The sequence below is a fragment of the Kitasatospora sp. NPDC057015 genome, assembly GCF_042673745.1.
In the GTDB taxonomy this organism is placed as follows: domain Bacteria; phylum Actinomycetota; class Actinomycetes; order Streptomycetales; family Streptomycetaceae; genus Kitasatospora.
Window position 1 is genome coordinate 36,807 of sequence record NZ_JBHUSG010000045.1, and the last position, 15,595, is coordinate 52,401.

At 72.1% G+C, this 15,595-nt stretch carries 12 protein-coding genes, 1 tRNA gene and 3 pseudogenes; 11 read left to right on the forward strand and 5 right to left on the reverse strand.

Annotation, left to right across the window (positions count from 1 at the left end; all coding sequences use genetic code 11):
- The first annotated feature begins 168 nt into the window (after positions 1–168).
- Positions 169–1,872 (forward strand): MFS transporter, encoded by a 1,704-nt coding sequence (locus ACFTWP_RS31975; protein ID WP_380268456.1) that lies wholly within the window; start codon positions 169–171, stop codon positions 1,870–1,872.
- On the forward strand, positions 1,869–2,528 hold the full coding sequence (locus ACFTWP_RS31980) for a TetR family transcriptional regulator (protein ID WP_380268457.1): 660 nt from the start codon (positions 1,869–1,871) through the stop codon (positions 2,526–2,528). Before ACFTWP_RS31975 ends, ACFTWP_RS31980 begins: the two co-directional genes overlap by 4 nt.
- A 35-nt stretch (positions 2,529–2,563) precedes the next feature.
- Here the strand turns inward: ACFTWP_RS31980 and zapE are convergent, their stop codons facing one another.
- Entirely contained in the window at positions 2,564–3,637 is a 1,074-nt protein-coding gene (gene zapE / locus ACFTWP_RS31985; RefSeq protein ID WP_380268497.1) for a cell division protein ZapE, read from the reverse strand.
- Positions 3,638–3,716: 79 nt separating this feature from the next.
- On the opposite strand from zapE, the gene ACFTWP_RS31990 reads away from it, so the two are divergent.
- The 8 genes and pseudogenes from ACFTWP_RS31990 to ACFTWP_RS32025 all read left to right on the forward strand — a co-directional run bounded on the left by ACFTWP_RS31990 (position 3,717) and on the right by ACFTWP_RS32025 (position 10,913).
- Positions 3,717–4,499 carry a pyrimidine reductase family protein gene (locus ACFTWP_RS31990; protein ID WP_380268458.1) on the forward strand — a complete coding sequence of 261 codons (783 nt, stop codon included), beginning with the start codon at positions 3,717–3,719 and terminating at the stop codon, positions 4,497–4,499.
- Between the two features lie 110 nt (positions 4,500–4,609).
- Positions 4,610–5,071, forward strand: a complete 462-nt coding sequence (locus ACFTWP_RS31995) for an indole-3-glycerol phosphate synthase (protein ID WP_380268460.1) — start codon at positions 4,610–4,612, stop codon at positions 5,069–5,071.
- Positions 5,072–5,184: 113 nt separating this feature from the next.
- The gene (gene murC, locus ACFTWP_RS32000; RefSeq protein ID WP_380268461.1) at positions 5,185–6,594 is read left to right on the forward strand and encodes a UDP-N-acetylmuramate--L-alanine ligase; all 1,410 of its coding nucleotides are present in this window, start codon (positions 5,185–5,187) and stop codon (positions 6,592–6,594) included.
- A gap of 42 nt (positions 6,595–6,636) precedes the next feature.
- A complete protein-coding gene (gene msrB, locus ACFTWP_RS32005; RefSeq protein WP_380268462.1) occupies positions 6,637–7,044 on the forward strand; it encodes a peptide-methionine (R)-S-oxide reductase MsrB in 408 nt (135 codons plus the stop codon).
- Positions 7,045–7,657: 613 nt separating this feature from the next.
- A pseudogene (rplD, locus tag ACFTWP_RS32010) lies at positions 7,658–8,347 on the forward strand (50S ribosomal protein L4); the annotation flags it as partial.
- A gap of 563 nt (positions 8,348–8,910) precedes the next feature.
- Positions 8,911–9,309 carry a hypothetical protein gene (locus ACFTWP_RS32015; RefSeq protein ID WP_380268463.1) on the forward strand — a complete coding sequence of 133 codons (399 nt, stop codon included), beginning with the start codon at positions 8,911–8,913 and terminating at the stop codon, positions 9,307–9,309.
- Between the two features lie 744 nt (positions 9,310–10,053).
- A pseudogene (locus ACFTWP_RS32020) lies at positions 10,054–10,263 on the forward strand (peptide-methionine (R)-S-oxide reductase); the annotation flags it as partial.
- A gap of 224 nt (positions 10,264–10,487) precedes the next feature.
- Complete coding sequence (locus tag ACFTWP_RS32025; protein ID WP_380268464.1) at positions 10,488–10,913, forward strand: peptidoglycan-binding protein; 426 nt, start codon at positions 10,488–10,490, stop codon at positions 10,911–10,913.
- 154 nt (positions 10,914–11,067) lie between these two features.
- Here the strand turns inward: ACFTWP_RS32025 and ACFTWP_RS32030 are convergent, their stop codons facing one another.
- The 4 genes from ACFTWP_RS32030 to ACFTWP_RS32045 form a co-directional block, all read right to left on the reverse strand.
- Positions 11,068–11,847 (reverse strand): MOSC domain-containing protein, encoded by a 780-nt coding sequence (locus ACFTWP_RS32030; RefSeq protein WP_380268498.1) that lies wholly within the window; start codon positions 11,845–11,847, stop codon positions 11,068–11,070.
- A gap of 60 nt (positions 11,848–11,907) precedes the next feature.
- Positions 11,908–12,822, reverse strand: a complete 915-nt coding sequence (locus ACFTWP_RS32035) for an aldo/keto reductase (RefSeq protein WP_380268465.1) — start codon at positions 12,820–12,822, stop codon at positions 11,908–11,910.
- 86 nt (positions 12,823–12,908) lie between these two features.
- Positions 12,909–12,982, reverse strand: a tRNA-Trp gene (locus tag ACFTWP_RS32040).
- 80 nt (positions 12,983–13,062) lie between these two features.
- The gene (locus ACFTWP_RS32045; RefSeq protein ID WP_380268466.1) at positions 13,063–13,980 is read right to left on the reverse strand and encodes a GNAT family N-acetyltransferase; all 918 of its coding nucleotides are present in this window, start codon (positions 13,978–13,980) and stop codon (positions 13,063–13,065) included.
- Positions 13,981–14,284: 304 nt separating this feature from the next.
- On the opposite strand from ACFTWP_RS32045, the pseudogene ACFTWP_RS32050 reads away from it, so the two are divergent.
- A pseudogene (locus tag ACFTWP_RS32050) lies at positions 14,285–15,581 on the forward strand (DUF692 domain-containing protein).
- The last annotated feature ends 14 nt before the right edge of the window (positions 15,582–15,595 follow it).

The window sequence follows — 15,595 nt, forward strand, 5'->3', positions numbered from 1 at the left end:
CAATCCGTCGCGGTTCCGGGCGGGCCGGGCGGCCGGGGGCCCGCCGGGGCCGGCCGGGGGCGTCGGCGGCGGGCGGTCGCGGCCGGCCGGACCGGGCCCGACGCCCTTCCGGCTGCCCGGAGGGGCGTGTCATCATGTGATGACATCACTTGATGACAAGGAGCCCTCGTGCGCCCCGCCACCGCCTCCGCGCCGGTCATGGCCGACCCGCGGACCCCCCGCGGCCGGGCCCTGGTCCCCGTCCTGGTCTTCCTCGGCATGGTCGTGGCCGTGGTCAGCAGCCTCGGCGCACCACTCGTCCCGACCGTCGCCGCCGACTACGGCGTCTCGCTCGGCGGCGCGCAGTGGTCCCTGACCATCACGCTGCTGGCCGGCGCCGTCGCCACCCCCGTGCTGAGCCGGCTCGGCGACGGGCCGCACCGGCGGCGGGTGATCCTCACCGCGCTGTCCCTGATCACGGCCGGCTGCCTGCTCGCCGCCCTGCCCGGCGGGTTCCCGCTGCTGCTGGCGGGCCGCGCGCTGCAGGGAATCGGCCTGGGCCTGACCCCGCTGGCCATGAGCGTCGCCCGCGACCACCTGCCCGCCGCGCGGGCCCGCTCCGCCGTCGCCACCCTGTCCGTCACCACCGTGGCTGGCGTCGGACTCGGCTACCCGCTGACCGGCCTGATCGCCCAGCACCTCGGCTTCCACGCCGCGTTCTGGGCCGCCGCCGCGGCCGGCGCCACCGTGCTCACCGCCGCCGCCCTCGTCCTGCCCGCCAGCACGCACCGCCCGCACCGCCGGCTGGACGCCCCCGGCGCCGTCCTGCTCGGCCTCGGCCTGGCCGCGCTGCTGGTGGCCCTGAGCGAGGGCGGCCAGTGGGGGTGGACCTCGACCCGGCTGCTGGCCGCCGCCGGCACCGCCGTGGCGGCGCTCGGCGCCTGGGCCCTGCACGAGCTGCGCACCCCGTACCCGCTGGTCGCGCTGAGGCTGCTGCGCAACCGCGCCGTCCTGACCGCCGACGTCACCGGGCTGGTCGCCGGCGTCGGCATGTACTTCCTGATGTCGCTGGTCATCCGCCTGGTGCAGACGCCGGTCTCCACCGGCTACGGGCTCGGCCGGTCCGTGGTGGTCGCGGCGCTGACCCTGCTGCCGTTCTCGGTGGCCAGCGTGGGCGCCAGCCGGCTGGCACCGCTGATCGGCCGGCGGTTCGGCGCCCGGGCGGTGATGCCGGCCGGCTCGCTGGCCTTCGTCGCGGCGATGCTGGTCTTCTGCTTCGCCCGCTCCGGCCTCTGGGAGATCTTCCTGCTGATGGCGATCGCCGGGCTGGGGGTGGGCTGCACCTTCGCGGCCATGCCCGCGTTCATCGTCAGCGCCGTGCCGCCGGCCGAGACCGGCAGCGCGCTGGGCGTCAACCAGGTGCTGCGGGTGATCGGCGGCTCGATCGGCAGCGCGCTCAGCGCCGGCATCCTGACCGCCCACACCACCCCGCCCGCCCGGTTGCCGGCCGAGAGCGGCTACACCGCGGCGACCGCCGTCGGGATCGGCGTCTGGGTGTTCGCCGGCCTGGCCGCCCTGCTGCTGCCCGGACGGCTGCCGGCCGGCCGGCAGCAGGGTGGGCAGGAGCAGGGCGCCTTGCAGCAGAGCGGGCAGGAGCAGGGCGGGCAGGAGCAGGGTGACGAGCAGCAGGCGGGCCGGCGGCAGGACACGGCGCAGGCCACCGGTGCGGACGCGGACGGCGCCGCCGCCGGCGCCCGCTCCGCCACCGCGGCGCAGGCCACCGGTAGGGTCACCGCCGGGGCCACCGGCAGCGTGCCGGGCGGCGGCGAGGGGCACGGCCAGGACGGCAGCCGGCCCGGACGCGCCCCCGCGGACGGCCTGGAGGCCCGATGACGGACACCGACCCGGCCGCGGCGGCCGCGCCCCGCCGCCGCGACGCCCAGGGCAGCCGCCGGGCGCTGCTGGACGCCGCGCGGGCCCTGTTCGGCGAGCGCGGCTACGAGCGGACGACCGTCCGGGAGATCGGCGAGCAGGCCGGGGTGGACCCGGCCCTGATCGCGCGCTACTTCGGCAGCAAGGCGGCGCTCTACGTGGCCGCGCTGCACAGCGAGCAGGACCACGAGGCCCCGGCCGCCGACCTCCTCGCCCCCGGCCGGCTGGACGAGGTGCTCGCCAAGCTCGACCGGGTCGGGCCCGGCCCCGTGCTGCAGGCCGCCGTCCGCCCGCACGACGACCAGGTCGTCCAGCGGGCCGCCCGGGCGGCCCTGGCGGCCCGGCTCACCGGACCGCTGGAGCAGCGGCTGGAGCGCTCCGGCGCCGACCGGGCCCGGCTGCGGGCCGAACTCGCGGTCGCCGCGGTCGCCGGCATCGCGCTGGCCAGGTCGGCCGGCGCCTTCGACACCCTCGGCGCGGCGCCGCACGCCGAGGTGGCGGAGCTGGCCACGAGGATGCTCGAAGCGCTCGCCGAGCCGCCGCGGGACGCGACCGGGGCGACCGGGGCGACCGGGGCGACCGGGGCGACCGGGGCGACCGGCGGACCGTCGCACTGACGGCGGCGGGCGGCCGACCCGCGGGACGGGCGGAGCTACCCCACCTTGGCGCTGTCGCGCGCCAGCGCGACCAGCCGGGAGACCGCCCGCAGGTACTTCTTCCGGTAGCCGCCGCGCAGCATCTCCGCGGAGAACACCTGGTCGAAGGGGATGCCGGAGGCGGTGATCGGCAGCTCCCGGTCGTACATCCGGTCCGCGAGCACCACCAGTCGCAGGGCGGTGGACTGGTCCTCCACCGGCTTGACCCCGCGCAGGAAGACCGCCCGGACGTCGTCCAGCAACGCGCCGTACCGGCTGGGGTGGACGACGGAGAGGTGCGCCAGCAGCGCGTCGAAGCCGTCGAGCGAGGCACCCGCCGTACGCGCCGCGGCCGCCTCGACGGCCTCGTCGGTGTACGGCGGCGGGGCCTCGGGCAGGCCGCGGTGGCGGTAGTCCTGGCCGTCGATCCGCAGCGGGCGGAAGTGCGCGGCCAGGCCCTGGATCTCGCGCAGGAAGTCGGTGGCCGCGAACCGGCCCTCGCCGAGCTTGTCGGGGAGCGTGTTGGAGGTCGCGGCGAGCTTGACGCCGTTCTCGACCAGCCGGGCGAGCAGGGTGGACACCAGGACGGTGTCACCCGGATCGTCCAGCTCGAACTCGTCGATGCAGAGCAGCCGGTGCCCGGACAGCGTCTGGACGGCCTGCTGGAAGCCCAGCGCGCCGACCAGGTTGGTCAGCTCGACGAAGGTGCCGAAGGCCTTCGGGCCGGGGGTGGCGTGCCAGAGCGAGGCGAGCAGGTGGGTCTTGCCGACGCCGTAGCCGCCGTCCAGGTAGACCCCGGACGGGCCGGCCGGGACGGGCGCGGTACGGCGGAACCAGCTGCGCTTCGGTGCGGCGCTCCCGGCGTTGAGGGTGGCCGCGAACTCCTCCAGGACCTGCACGGCCTCGTACTGGCTGGGCTGCGTCGGGTCCGGGTTGTAGCTGCCGAAGCTGACGTCGGAGAACCTCGGCGGCGGGACCATCTCGGCGACCAGCCGCTCGGCCGGCACGACCGGTCGGCGGTCGGTCAGCGCGACCGGTCCGGCGGCGGGCACGGGGGTCGCGGTGCGGTCGCCGGTCGGGTTCGGGACCAGGTCCGGGGCGGCTATGGCGTCGGGGCGGGAGGCTGCGGGCACGTTAGTAGAGGGTACGCCTGGTGGAAGACTGGCTCTCATGCAGCAGCTGATCAGCCCCCTCCCCCCGCCCGCGGCCGGCACCGCGCCGCTCGACCCGGCGTCCCTGGAGTCGCTCGCGGCCGTCTACGCGTACCCCGACCAGGTGAATCACGGCCGGCCGTGGTTGCGGGCCAACATGGTGGCCGGGCTGGACGGCGGCGCGCGCCTGGAGGGGCTCTCCGAGGGGCTGTCGGGGGACGCCGACAAGCGGATCTTCGGGGTGCTGCGGGCGCTGTCCGACGTGGTGCTGGTGGGGGCGCAGACCGTCCGCGCCGAGGGGTACCGGCCGGCCCGGGCGCGGGCCGAGTTCGCGGCCGCGCGGAAGGCGGCCGGGCAGCCGCCGGCGCCGGTGATCGCGATCGTCAGCCGCTCGCTGGAGCTCGACCTCGCGGCCCCGCTCTTCACCGAGCCGCTGGTCAGGACGGTGGTGGTGACCACCGAGGACGCCCCGGCACAGGCCCGCGCGGCGGTCGGGCGGGTGGCCGACCTGGTGCTCGCCGGCCGGGGCTCGGTGGACCTGCCGGCGGCGGTGGCGGCCCTCGCCGCACGGGGCTGGACCAGGCTGCTCAGCGAGGGCGGCCCGCGGCTGCTGGGGCAGCTCGCCGCCGACGGGCTGCTGGACGAGCTGTGCCTCTCGGTGGCGCCGCTGATCACCGGTGGCGATGCGCCGCGCATAGTCCACGGTGCGCAAATGCCGGACGTGCAGCGGATGCGACTGGTGTCATTGATCGAGCAGAAAGGTTTCCTCTTCACCCGCTACCTGCGTCCGCAGGGTCTGTGATCCAGCTCCCCTGTGGCACCTGTGCCGCGTGTGCAGCGTGAGGAAAGCTTCCTCCGGGCACTATGGGACTGGACGCCGGACCCGGGGGCCTGCCACTGGAAGGGACTCACGTGTTCAAAACAGTACTGATGATCGAGAAGGCACTCTCCGACGCCGATGTGGAACTCGTCACCACGCTCCACAGTGAGGAGAAGGTCTCCTTCATCGTCCTGATGCAGCCGCGAGGCAAGCAGGACGAGCTGCTCCGCGCCCTCGACGACGTGGCCCTCGGACACCTGGACAAGGTGGTGCACGAGCACGACGAGTCGTCCACCACCCCCACCCTCGCCAGCGAGTCGCTGGAGCACAGCCTGCGCCACCTGCGCGAGGCGGGCGCCGACGCCGTCGGCGAACTCGTCGAGGAGAAGCCCCTCGACCACCTGCGCTCGGTCGTCGAGGACAACGCCGCGGACGAGGTGGTGGTCCTCACCTCCCCGCACTTCGTCGAGGAGTTCTTCCACCGCGACTGGGCCTCCCAGGCCCGGCACAAGGTGGGAGTACCGGTCCTGCGACTGTTCGCCAGCGACTCCTGACCCACTCCCCCGGTGGTGCAGAATCGTCCTTGCGGCCGGTCCACGCGACCGGTCCGCGAGGACGATTCGCCCACGTCGCCCCCCTGCCGCCCCAGCCCGTACGGAGCCCCGCCTTGAACGACGCCGCACACGACCTGCACGCCCCGCACTTCATCGGCATCGGCGGGGCCGGCATGTCCGGACTGGCGAAGATCCTCGCCGTCCGCGGCGCCCAGGTCTCCGGCAGCGACTCCAGGGAGTCCGAGACCGTCCTCGCCCTGCGGGAGCTCGGCGCCCGGGTCCACGTCGGCCACGCCGCCGAGAACGTCCCCGCCGGCGTCAGCAGCGTGGTCGTCTCCAGCGCCATCCGCGAGGACAACCCCGAAATGGCCGCGGCCCGCGAGCGCGGCATCCCCGTGGTGCACCGCTCCGACGCCCTCGCCGCCCTGATGGGCGGCCGGCGCGCCCTCGCCGTCGCCGGCACCCACGGCAAGACCACCACCACCAGCATGCTCGCCGTCAGCCTCGCCGAGCTCGGCCTCGACCCCTCGTACGCCATCGGCGGCGACCTCGACGCCCCCGGCAGCAACGCCCACCACGGCACCGGCGAGATCTTCGTCGCCGAGGCCGACGAGAGCGACCGCAGCTTCCACAAGTACGCCCCCGAGGTCGCCATCGTCCTCAACGTGGAGCTCGACCACCACGCGAACTACGCCTCGATCGAGGAGATCTACGAGTCCTTCGAGACCTTCGCCGGGCGGATCACCCCCGGCGGCACCCTGGTGATCTCCGCCGACCACGCCGGCGCCCGCGAGCTCACCTCCCGGCTGGCCAGCCGCGAGGGCCTGAACATCGTCACCGTCGGCGCCGCCGAGGACGCCACCGTGCGCGTGCTCTCGGTCGCCGCCCGCGGCATGACCAGCGAGGTCACCGTCCTGCTCGACGGCGCCGAGCTCACCTTCACGGTCTCCGTCCCCGGCCGGCACTACGCGCACAACGCCGTCGCCGCGCTCGCCGCCGGCGCCGCGCTGGGCGTCCCCGCCGGCGACCTCGCCAAGGCGCTCGGCACCTACACCGGCGTCCGGCGCCGGCTCCAGCTCAAGGGCGAGGCCGGCGGCGTCCAGGTGATCGACTCCTACGCCCACCACCCGACCGAGATGACCGCCGACCTCGAAGCCGTCCGGGAGGGCCTGGACGGCGCCGGCCGCGTCCTGGTCGTCTTCCAGCCGCACCTGTTCAGCCGCACCCAGCAGCTGGCCGAGGAGATGGGCCAGTCCCTCGCCCTCGCCGACGCCTCCGTCGTCCTGGACATCTACCCCGCCCGCGAGGACCCGATCCCCGGCGTCACCAGCGAGCTGATCATCGACGCCGCGCACCGAGCCGGCGCCGAGGTCACCGCCGAGCACGCCTTCGACGCCGCACCCGCCCTGCTCGCGGGCCTCGCCCGGCCGGGCGACCTGCTGCTCACCATGGGCGCCGGCGACGTCACCAACCTCGGCCCGGAAATCCTGAAGCACCTCGCGAACGTTGCAACCAACGCCTGACGTCGGCACCCTCGCCGACGCCCGACCGACCGGGAGCACGCCGTGAGCTACAAGATCGAGAAGACCGACGCCGAATGGCGCGAGCAGCTCAGCCCCGCGGAGTACCACGTGCTCCGCGAGGCCGGGACGGAGCGCCCGTTCGTCGGCGAGTACACCGACACCAAGACCGTCGGCGTCTACGGCTGTCGCGCCTGCGGAGCCGAGCTCTTCAGCTCGGAGACCAAGTTCGACAGCCACTGCGGCTGGCCCTCGTACTACGCCCCGCTCGCCGAGGACCGGGTCCAGTACATCGAGGACACCACCCTCGGCATGCGCCGCGTCGAGGTCCGCTGCGCCGCCTGCGGCGGCCACCTCGGCCACGTCTTCGAGGGCGAGGGCTACGGGACGCCGACCGACCAGCGCTACTGCATCAACAGCATCTCGCTGACGCTCAAGCCCATCGAGGATTGAGGCAGCGGGCAGCCCCCGGCGACGACACGAAGTTCCGGGGGCTGCATCCGTCCCGCGTGACCGAGCGGCAAGCAGCTGGCTCAAATGCTGCGGAGGACGGCATCACACTCCCTGCAACGCCGGTTGGGTACCACGGTTGCTCGGGGACCCGCCGCCGGTACGGTGCATGCTGCATCGCGGCCGTATCGAGCCCGCAAAGCGTCCTTGCACCGGATTCTTCCGGGACGCCGCAGTCTCGCTCCAGCAGCCACGTGGCGGCCAGCCCAGGGAGGGCGCCGACTCCCGGACGCTAGGGATCGTCCATCGCGTCCTTATAGTTCAGCCAGGTCCAGGCGTCGATCACAAGAGAGCACAGGCCCGCAGTGCCCCTCCAGACAGTCGGCCCCACGCCGGGCAGTAGCTTACGGCTCCCTGGGGCCTCCTTCTGGGTGGAGTTGCCCACTCGCTAAGCCCATCGCGGTCCTCCAACGTGCGACTGGACGTGATGCGAGGTGACGATAGAAACGGTGCGTTGTTGGCTCGCCACGCCGCGACGTGTACTTCCGCGCTGCCGCCGACGAGCAGCGCTATCCCTTGGCGCGCGTGGCGGCTCAGCGGAAGGACTGACTCAAAGATGAGCACCAGCATCCGGTTCGCGGCGGATCAAGCTTCAAAGACGGTGGGCACTACGGCTGTTGACATCCTGTCGCCCTCGGGCGACAAGACCGGCAGCGTTACGCTGCCCGCTGAGATCTTCGACGCCAAGGTCAGCATTCCGCTGATGCACCAGGTCGTTGTCGCTCAGCTCGCGGACGCCCGTCAGGGCACCCACTCGACAAAGCGTCGTGGCGAGGTCCGAGGCGGCGGCCGCAAACCGTACCGCCAGAAAGGTACCGGTCGCGCCCGTCAGGGCTCGACCCGCGCGCCGCAGTTCATCGGCGGTGGCGTTGTCCACGGCCCGAAGCCGCGTGACTACTCACAGCGGACCCCGAAGAAGATGATTGCCGCCGCCCTACGCGGTGCGCTCACCGACCGGGCTTGCCATAACCGCATCCACGTCGTCACCGCTGTAACGGCGACCGAGGCGCCATCGACCAAGGCCGCCAGACGCCTGTTCGGCATGATCACCGAACGCAAGAGGGTCCTCCTGGTCGTCGAGCGCGACGACGAGCTGGGGATTAAGTCCGCTCGCAACTTGCCGAACGTGCACATCCTGCACGTCGGTCAACTGAACACCTACGACGTACTTGTCTCAGACGATGTGATCTTCACCCAGGCTGCTTTCGAGCGTTTCGTGGCCGGTCCAGCCCCGTCCGCCAAGACCATTGCCGCTGAGGGCGAGCTCGAAGGGATGACCCTGCCGAAACCGCTCAAGAAGCGGCCAGTCACAGGTCGAACAACAGCGTATTTCGCAGAAGGGTCTGACGACGATTTTGTTTCGGTTGGAGTATTTGATGACAGCTGCTCATTCCTGTGGTCAACGACCTGCGGCGCCGAGGCGATCGGAAGCATCATCTATCACACAATCAGCGAGGCATCGGAGGCGCGCCCGATTTCCACCATTGCTTTGATTGCTGGGAAAGATGGACACCAACGACTACGCCTGCGGGAGCTACTTCGACTAACATCAAAAGAGCCCGAGTCCATCCTATTCGCTCGGGTGAACTTCCCCCACCTTGCAATCACATGGCAGGCCGCCAGAGAGGAGGCCCCAAGCCAGCTCGGGATCATCGCAGATGCGTTCGACGCGACCACCATGGTGGCCTTTCTGGCCAATACTGGCACAAAAACAATTTCTCAGCTCTCCGCGCAAATCATCGACAATGCCAGCGGAATGCTACATCGAATTCCCACGGGGGAATTACTGCACGTCGAGGATTGGTTCTCATGACCATAAGCGACAAATCATCGAATCTCTATGAAATAGAGACAACAACCGAGATTGACTGCAGTGGATCGTCAATGCGAGCTGGGGATACGTGCCACCATCGCGTCTCATTAACGAACTATGCCGTAGGCGAGGTAGGGGTTAAATTCAAAGCCGAGTGCTACGGCACCGGACCGCTACTTTACAAGGCCGGGAAGGAATGGGGAGACCTTGAATTTGACCTGCGGCCATTTGTGAGCGACCCACCTTCGGTTAATCTTGAAGAAGAGATCAGACATGCCGGGGCCCCGATACCTTCGGCCGGCTACCAAAAAGTCACGGTTAAAGTATCAAGCCCAGCTGCTCAAATATTTAGAGAGTCATATGCAAACCTCGTCCTCCGCGTGAACCTCTCGTGAAGCCGGAGGATGCGTCAGCATTAGCAACAGCTGCCTCCTTCACTGCCAGCTTGGCACTGCACGTAAGCGGATCACTTTGGACAGAGGCGGCGGCCAAGCGAGCTGCAAATTGGGTACGTAAGGAGCGACTTGCTGCCTTAGCTGACGCAGACATTTTGCGGCTTCCCGTAAACCTCCGGCCACCTCAGCTCGCACATCTCGTCAGCTGGGGCATCGACATCTCTACAGCCTTCGGGACAGTAGTATCCCCCATCGTCAGCTTTGCCATCTCCGCCTTCAGCTTCAGCTGGAGATCCGCCTTCTTTTGCTGCGCATCTCTTGTTTTTGGTCTTCTATTATTCGCCTGGGTTTACACCCGAACAAATCCCAGCCGATACGAAGCCAAGAAGCGAAAGAAGATAAAGGATCCAATCTTCATCTTAGGAACTCTAGCTAACCTTGTCGGCATTCTCTTCTTTGCGATTCCTGTTCTCTAACCTTCGCTCAGTGCCCACCGGCAAGCCGTCTACTATCGTGAGTGCGCGGCATAGCCGGATCGAGGAAGAGGTCTTACAACGCCCAGACCATGGAGTCGAGCAGATCCGGGGAGCCCTCGGTCTCGCCCTGGCCGACAACGGGGTCATCTGCTCCTCCAACTCGGCGTACAGGCAGGCCAGGCTGAAGTGGTGGACGTGGGCCTGCTCGTACAGCTGCGCCATGGGTGCGGCGCCGGCTCACACCATCAGCACACTGTGAATCACCCACGGCTGGCCCTCGTACTACGCCCCGCTCGCCGAGGACCGGGTCCAGTACATCGAGGACACCACCCTCGGCATGCGCCGCGTCGAGGTCCGCTGCGCCGCCTGCGGCGGCCACCTCGGCCACGTCTTCGAGGGCGAGGGCTACGGGACGCCGACCGACCAGCGCTACTGCATCAACAGCATCTCGCTGACGCTGAAGCCGGCCGACAGCTGACGACCGACGGCTGACGGCTGACGGAACGGGCCCCCGGACACCACCAGGTGCCGGGGGCTCCGCGCTGCCCGGCGCGCCCGCGTCGGACTCGGTCGGGACCGCCGGTCAGCGGCGGCCGCGGCGGACATCACGGGGCGTTGGCCGGCGGTTGGCGGTCTGTTGGAGCCCTGTTGGCGGGGGCCTGGAAGATCGTCCCGTCAGTTACCGAGGAAAGGTACGCGGAGATGATGAAGAGGTTCGTGACCCGGCTGGGGCTCACGGCGGGAGTGGCGGCACTCGCGCTCGGCGGGGTGAGCGGCACCGCGCAGGCGACGCCGGGCGCCGCCTACGTCGGCCCGGGCTACGCCAACAACCCGCACGCGGTGTGGTGCGTGCAGCACCTGATGAACGACGTGTCCCGGCAGTACGGCCAGCCCACCGTCGACGAGGACGGGGTGTGGGGACCGAAGACCTTCGCCGCGGTGAAGACGTTCCAGAACCGGTTCTGGGCCACCTCCTCGAACGGGGCCGACGGCATCGTGGGCCCCACCACCGGCGAGTACCTGCTCTCCTACGGCGACGACTACTACGGTCGCGGCAACTACTGCTTCTGGTACCTCCCCTCGCCGGACGCCACCTTCATGCCGGTGGCGAGCACCCACCTCGACTGACGCCGGCCGCCACTGCGCGGGGAGTGGCGGGCGACCGGACCAGGAGTGAGGTCCGGCGCGTACAGCGAGCGGGACGACGCCGGAGCGATCCGGCGCGACAGCAGCCGCAGGCCATGCCTGCGGCTGCTGTCGTACGGGGCCGCCCGAAGGGACGTCAGAACCGGACGTCGTCGCCCTCCCGGACCGGGCCCGGCCGCAGCACCTGGGCGTACACCCCGACGCACGGCTCCGGCGAGCGCCCGGCCAGGGCCGGGACGCGGTTGTGCACGGCCGGTGTGCGCAGGGCGTCGGCGTCCCGGGGCAGGGCGCCGTGCGCGAGGGTCGGCACCGCGCAGCGCGGTGTGGAGGCGACCACCCGCAGGACGAGGCGGTCGCCGATCCGGAGCTCCCGGCCGACCCAGCCGTCCTCCACGAACCCCGTTCCGGGGGTGTCGATCACGAGGTTGGGGCGGTAGCGCTCCGCCTCGGCGACGCCGCGCGGGCCCAGTGCCGCCAGCCGGTCCAGGGTGGCGGTGGTCAGCAGGTGGACGGGGGCGAAGTCGAAGAACGTCCCGGGCGGGGACGCCGAGCCGAACCGGACGACGTCGGCCGCCACCTCGGCGTCCAGGCCCTCCCCCAGCACCTCTTCGGGTCTCGAGCGGTCCAGCGTGGCGCCGGCCGGCGGCCGGTCGGTCAGGGTGACGGGCCGGCCGACGATCGCGGAGAGCACGTCGTCGACGCCGGCGTCGGTACTCAGCAGGGTCTCGCCGGCCGGACCGGTGATCCGGGTGGCCGGGCCGGTCAGGGCGGCCGCGCAGGTGAGCAGGGACCGCCAGAGCCGCGGGGTCTTCGCGCTGGCGACCTTGCCGGTCTCCCGGTCGAGCAGGGCGAGGCGCCGGTCACCCGCCAGCCCGCGGTCGGTCACCTCGGCGGCGGGGATCCGCTCGCCCAGCATGGACTTGACGGGGTAGCGCCGGAGCGCGCCGACCGTGCCCACCGGGGTGTCCGTCACCGGTCACGCCCCGCGCAGGTGGAGGGCGTCCAGCAGGGCCAGCTCGTCCGCGGAGAGGCGCAGGGCGCCGGCGGCGACGTTGGCGGCCAGGTGGTCCGGGTTGCCGGTGCCCGGGATGGCCAGCACGTGCGGGCCCCGGTGCAGCGTCCAGGCGAGCCGGATCTGCGCGGGCGTCGCCTCGTGGGCACGGGCGACGGTGAGCACCTCCGCGGCCTCGGGGGCGGTCGCGCCCGACTCCCGTCCGGCGGCGGCGATCGAGTAGAACGGCACGAACGCGACGCCCTGCTCCCCGCAGGTGCGCAGCAACGTGTCGTGCTCGGGCCGCACGCCGATGCCGTAGGGGTTCTGTACGCAGACCACGGGGGCGATCGCCCGGGCCTCGGCGAGGTGGCCGGGCTGGATGTTGGACAGGCCCAGGTGGCGGATCAGTCCGGCGTCGCGCAGGTCGGCGAGGGCGCCGAAGCGCTCGGCGATCGGGGCGGTGCCGAGGATCCGCAGGTTGACCACGTCGAGGTGGTCGCGGCCGAGCTGGCGCAGGTTCTCCTCGACCTGGGCGCGCAACTCCGCCGGGGTGGCGGCGTGCTGCGCCCACTCGCCCGAGGGGCCGCGGGCCGGGCCGACCTTGGTGGTGATCACGAGGTCGTCCGGGTAGGGGCCGCCGAGGGCGCTGTTGATCAGCTCGTTGGCGGAGCGCAGCGAGGAGAAGTAGAAGGCGGCGGTGTCGATGTGGTTGACGCCGAGCTCGACGGCGCGGCGCAGCAGTCCGACGGCCCGGCCGCGGTCGCTCGGGGTGGCACCGGGTGCGAAGGCCGGGCCGTCCTGGGTGAGGCGCATGGCGCCGAAGCCGATCCGGTTGACCGTCAGGTCACCGAGTCTCCAGGTGCCCGAGGCGGCCGCGGTGATGGTCTCGTGTGTCATGCCGAGCATCATCATCGTGGGGGCGTCCCGGCCGCCACGGAATAAGAGACGTCAGGCGGGCGGCCCGCACGGGCCGGTCGGGACAGCAGGGGCGACAGGATTCGAACCTGCGACATGCGGTTTTGGAGACCGCCGCTCTGGCCAACTGAGCTACGCCCCTCGGTGGGTGTGACCTCAGCCTGCCGTACGGCGCGGGGCGGGCGCAACGCGGTTTCGGGTGGCGGTGCGCCCGCCGGGGCGTCAGCCCGTCAGCTGCTTCACGAACTTCCGTTCGCTGGCGCAGCGTTGGTAACCGAGCCGGTCGTTGATGGCGAGCATCGGGGCGTTGCCGGCGTCGTTGCTGGTGAAGGCCTCGGTGAGGCCGGCGGCCCGGGCCAGGTGCAGGGATCGGGTCTTGGCCAGGGTGGACAGGCCGCGACCGCGGAACTCGCGCCGGCAGGCGGTGAACGCCGACCAGTAGCGGTCCCCGTCGGTCTGGGCGGCGCTGAAGGCGGCCGGGCGGCCGTCGACCACCGCGACGACGGTGAGCCCGCGGTCGAGGTCGGGCCGGGACCAGACGCCGTCCAGCCAGTCCTGGTAGTCGGACCGGTCGACCTCGACCTCGCCGGGTTCGTCCCGGATCGCGTCCTCCTCGACGAGGAACAGGGGGTAGGGGTCGTCCTGGAAGTCCGCCGCCGTCCGCAGTTCGACGCCGGCGGGCAGCGGCGGCTCCGGCGGCAGCGGGGCGGTGAGGTCGCGGCGGGCGAAGTGCGCGAGTCTGCCCTCCCGGTAGCCGCGGTGGGCGGCGAAGGCGAGGGCCTCGGGCACGTCGTCCACCCAGCTGTGCACCTCGGTGGCGCCGTGCGCGGCGAGGTGCCGCTCGGCGGCGGCCAGCAGGGCGGTGAAGGCGCCCCGGCGGCGGAACCCGGGGAGCACGCTGCCGTTGGCGAAGGCGATGCCCTCGGTGCTGGTGTCGGTCACCCGGCCGCAGCGGACGCTGCCGACCACCCGGCCGTCGACCTCGGCCACCAGTGTCCGGTAGTGCTGGTCGGCGGGCAGGTGGTCGGGGAGCCAGGCGAACACCTCGGCGGGGAGGACCAGGTGCGGGCGGCCGGCGCAGTGGGCGGCGGCGGCCGCCTCGGCGTCGGCGGGGCGGAAGTCACGAATCGTCAAAGTCATATGCATGCCAGGCTAGCCGGGCGGCCGCCGCGGCGCCCGCGAATTTCCCGGGGCGCGGGCCGTCCTCGCAGGTCACCGGGCCGGGGTACCCCCCGGGGTGATCGGTGTCGGTGCCACATGCTCAAGTAATGCTCTGAGAATCCCGGTCGAGGCTTGGCAGCGGCCCCGCCCGGGGACATCCTCAGCATCGTGCGGTACCGAAGCCCCGCACCCCGCACTCCCCACCGGCCCGACGGCCGCCCGGCGACGAAGCCCGCGCACCGTCCGGCCCCCTCACCGCAAGCCCTCCGAAGGGGGCGAACCCATGGCTACTCCCGCATCGACCCTGCCCCGGCTGGGCGTCGGCCTCGGCTGGCGCAGCGAGATCGACACCGTCGTGGAGCGACTGCCCGGCCTGGACTGGGTCGAGGTGGTCGCCGAGAACATCTGCGCCGGCCACCTCCCCGAGTCGCTGCGGCTGCTGCGCGCCCGCGGTGCCACCGTCGTCCCGCACGGCGTCTCGCTGGGCGTCGGCGGCGCCGCGCCGCCCGACCCGGCCCGGCTCGCCCGGCTCGCCGAGGCGGCGCTGGCCCTGGAGTCGCCGCTGGTCACCGAGCACCTCGCGTTCGTCCGGGCCGGCGGCCTGGAGGCCGGCCACCTGCTGCCGGTGCCCCGCTCGCGGGACTCGCTGCGGGTGATCGCCGAGAACGTCAGGATCGCCCAGGACCAGCTCCCGGTGCCCCTGGCGCTGGAGAACATCGCCGCCCAGCTGGCCTGGCCCGAGGACGAGCTGACCGAAGGGCAGTTCCTCGCCGAACTGGTCGAGCGGACGGGCGTGCGGTTGCTGATCGACGTCGCCAACCTGCACACCAACCGGGTCAACCTCGGCCTCGACCCGGCGGCCGAGCTGGACCTGCTGCCGCTGGAGGCGATCGCCTACGTGCACGTGGCGGGCGGGCGGCTGGTCGACGGGGTCTGGCACGACACCCACGCCGACCCGGTCACCGAGCCGGTGCTGGAGGTGCTGGCCGAGCTGTGCTCCCGGGTGACACCGCCCGGCGTCCTGCTGGAGCGGGACGGCAACTTCCCGCCGCCCGCCGAGCTCGGCGCCGAACTGGACGCGATCCGCAGGGTGTTGGAGGAGGTGCCGCGGTATGTCCGAACGGCTTGAGTACCTCGCCCGCGGGGCGGACGCCGAACTCGTGCTCGCCCGGGCCGCGCTGGAGCGCCGCCAGGGCGCGCTGCTGGCCGCCCTGGTCGCGGGCGGCCCGCCGCCGCCGGGCTTCGACCCGGCGCAGGTCCGCGCCCAGGCGATCGGGCTGGCGGCCAAACGACGCGACACCGTCGCGAAGGTGGTGCCCGAGCTGCCCCAGCTGCTCGGGCCCGCGTTCGGCCCGCTGTTCCTGCGGTACGCCCGGCAGCGACCGCAGGACGGCGGCTACCGGGCCGACGCCCACGCCTTCGCCCGCTGGGCCCTCGCGGACGAGGACGGCGATCCGCTCGACCCCGCCCACCGCCGGCTGCTGGAGGGCTGGCCGGCCCCGTCGGACACCCAGGCGACCGGGCGACCGACCGGCCCGCTGGGCCGGCTGCGCCGGGCCCTGCGCCCGCACCAGGACTGACCGAACCACTCACC

Bases quoted from the DNA above. Each gene is read 5' to 3' on its own strand.
- ACFTWP_RS32045 (WP_380268466.1), bottom strand. From the start codon at position 13,980: ATGACTTTGACGATTCGTGACTTCCGCCCCGCCGACGCCGAGGCGGCC.
- ACFTWP_RS32035 (WP_380268465.1), bottom strand. From the start codon at position 12,822: ATGACACACGAGACCATCACCGCGGCCGCCTCGGGCACCTGGAGACTC.
- ACFTWP_RS31980 (WP_380268457.1), top strand. From the start codon at position 1,869: ATGACGGACACCGACCCGGCCGCGGCGGCCGCGCCCCGCCGCCGCGAC.
- ACFTWP_RS31990 (WP_380268458.1), top strand. From the start codon at position 3,717: ATGCAGCAGCTGATCAGCCCCCTCCCCCCGCCCGCGGCCGGCACCGCG.
- ACFTWP_RS32030 (WP_380268498.1), bottom strand. From the start codon at position 11,847: ATGCTGGGCGAGCGGATCCCCGCCGCCGAGGTGACCGACCGCGGGCTG.
- ACFTWP_RS32025 (WP_380268464.1), top strand. From the start codon at position 10,488: ATGATGAAGAGGTTCGTGACCCGGCTGGGGCTCACGGCGGGAGTGGCG.
- ACFTWP_RS32015 (WP_380268463.1), top strand. From the start codon at position 8,911: ATGACCATAAGCGACAAATCATCGAATCTCTATGAAATAGAGACAACA.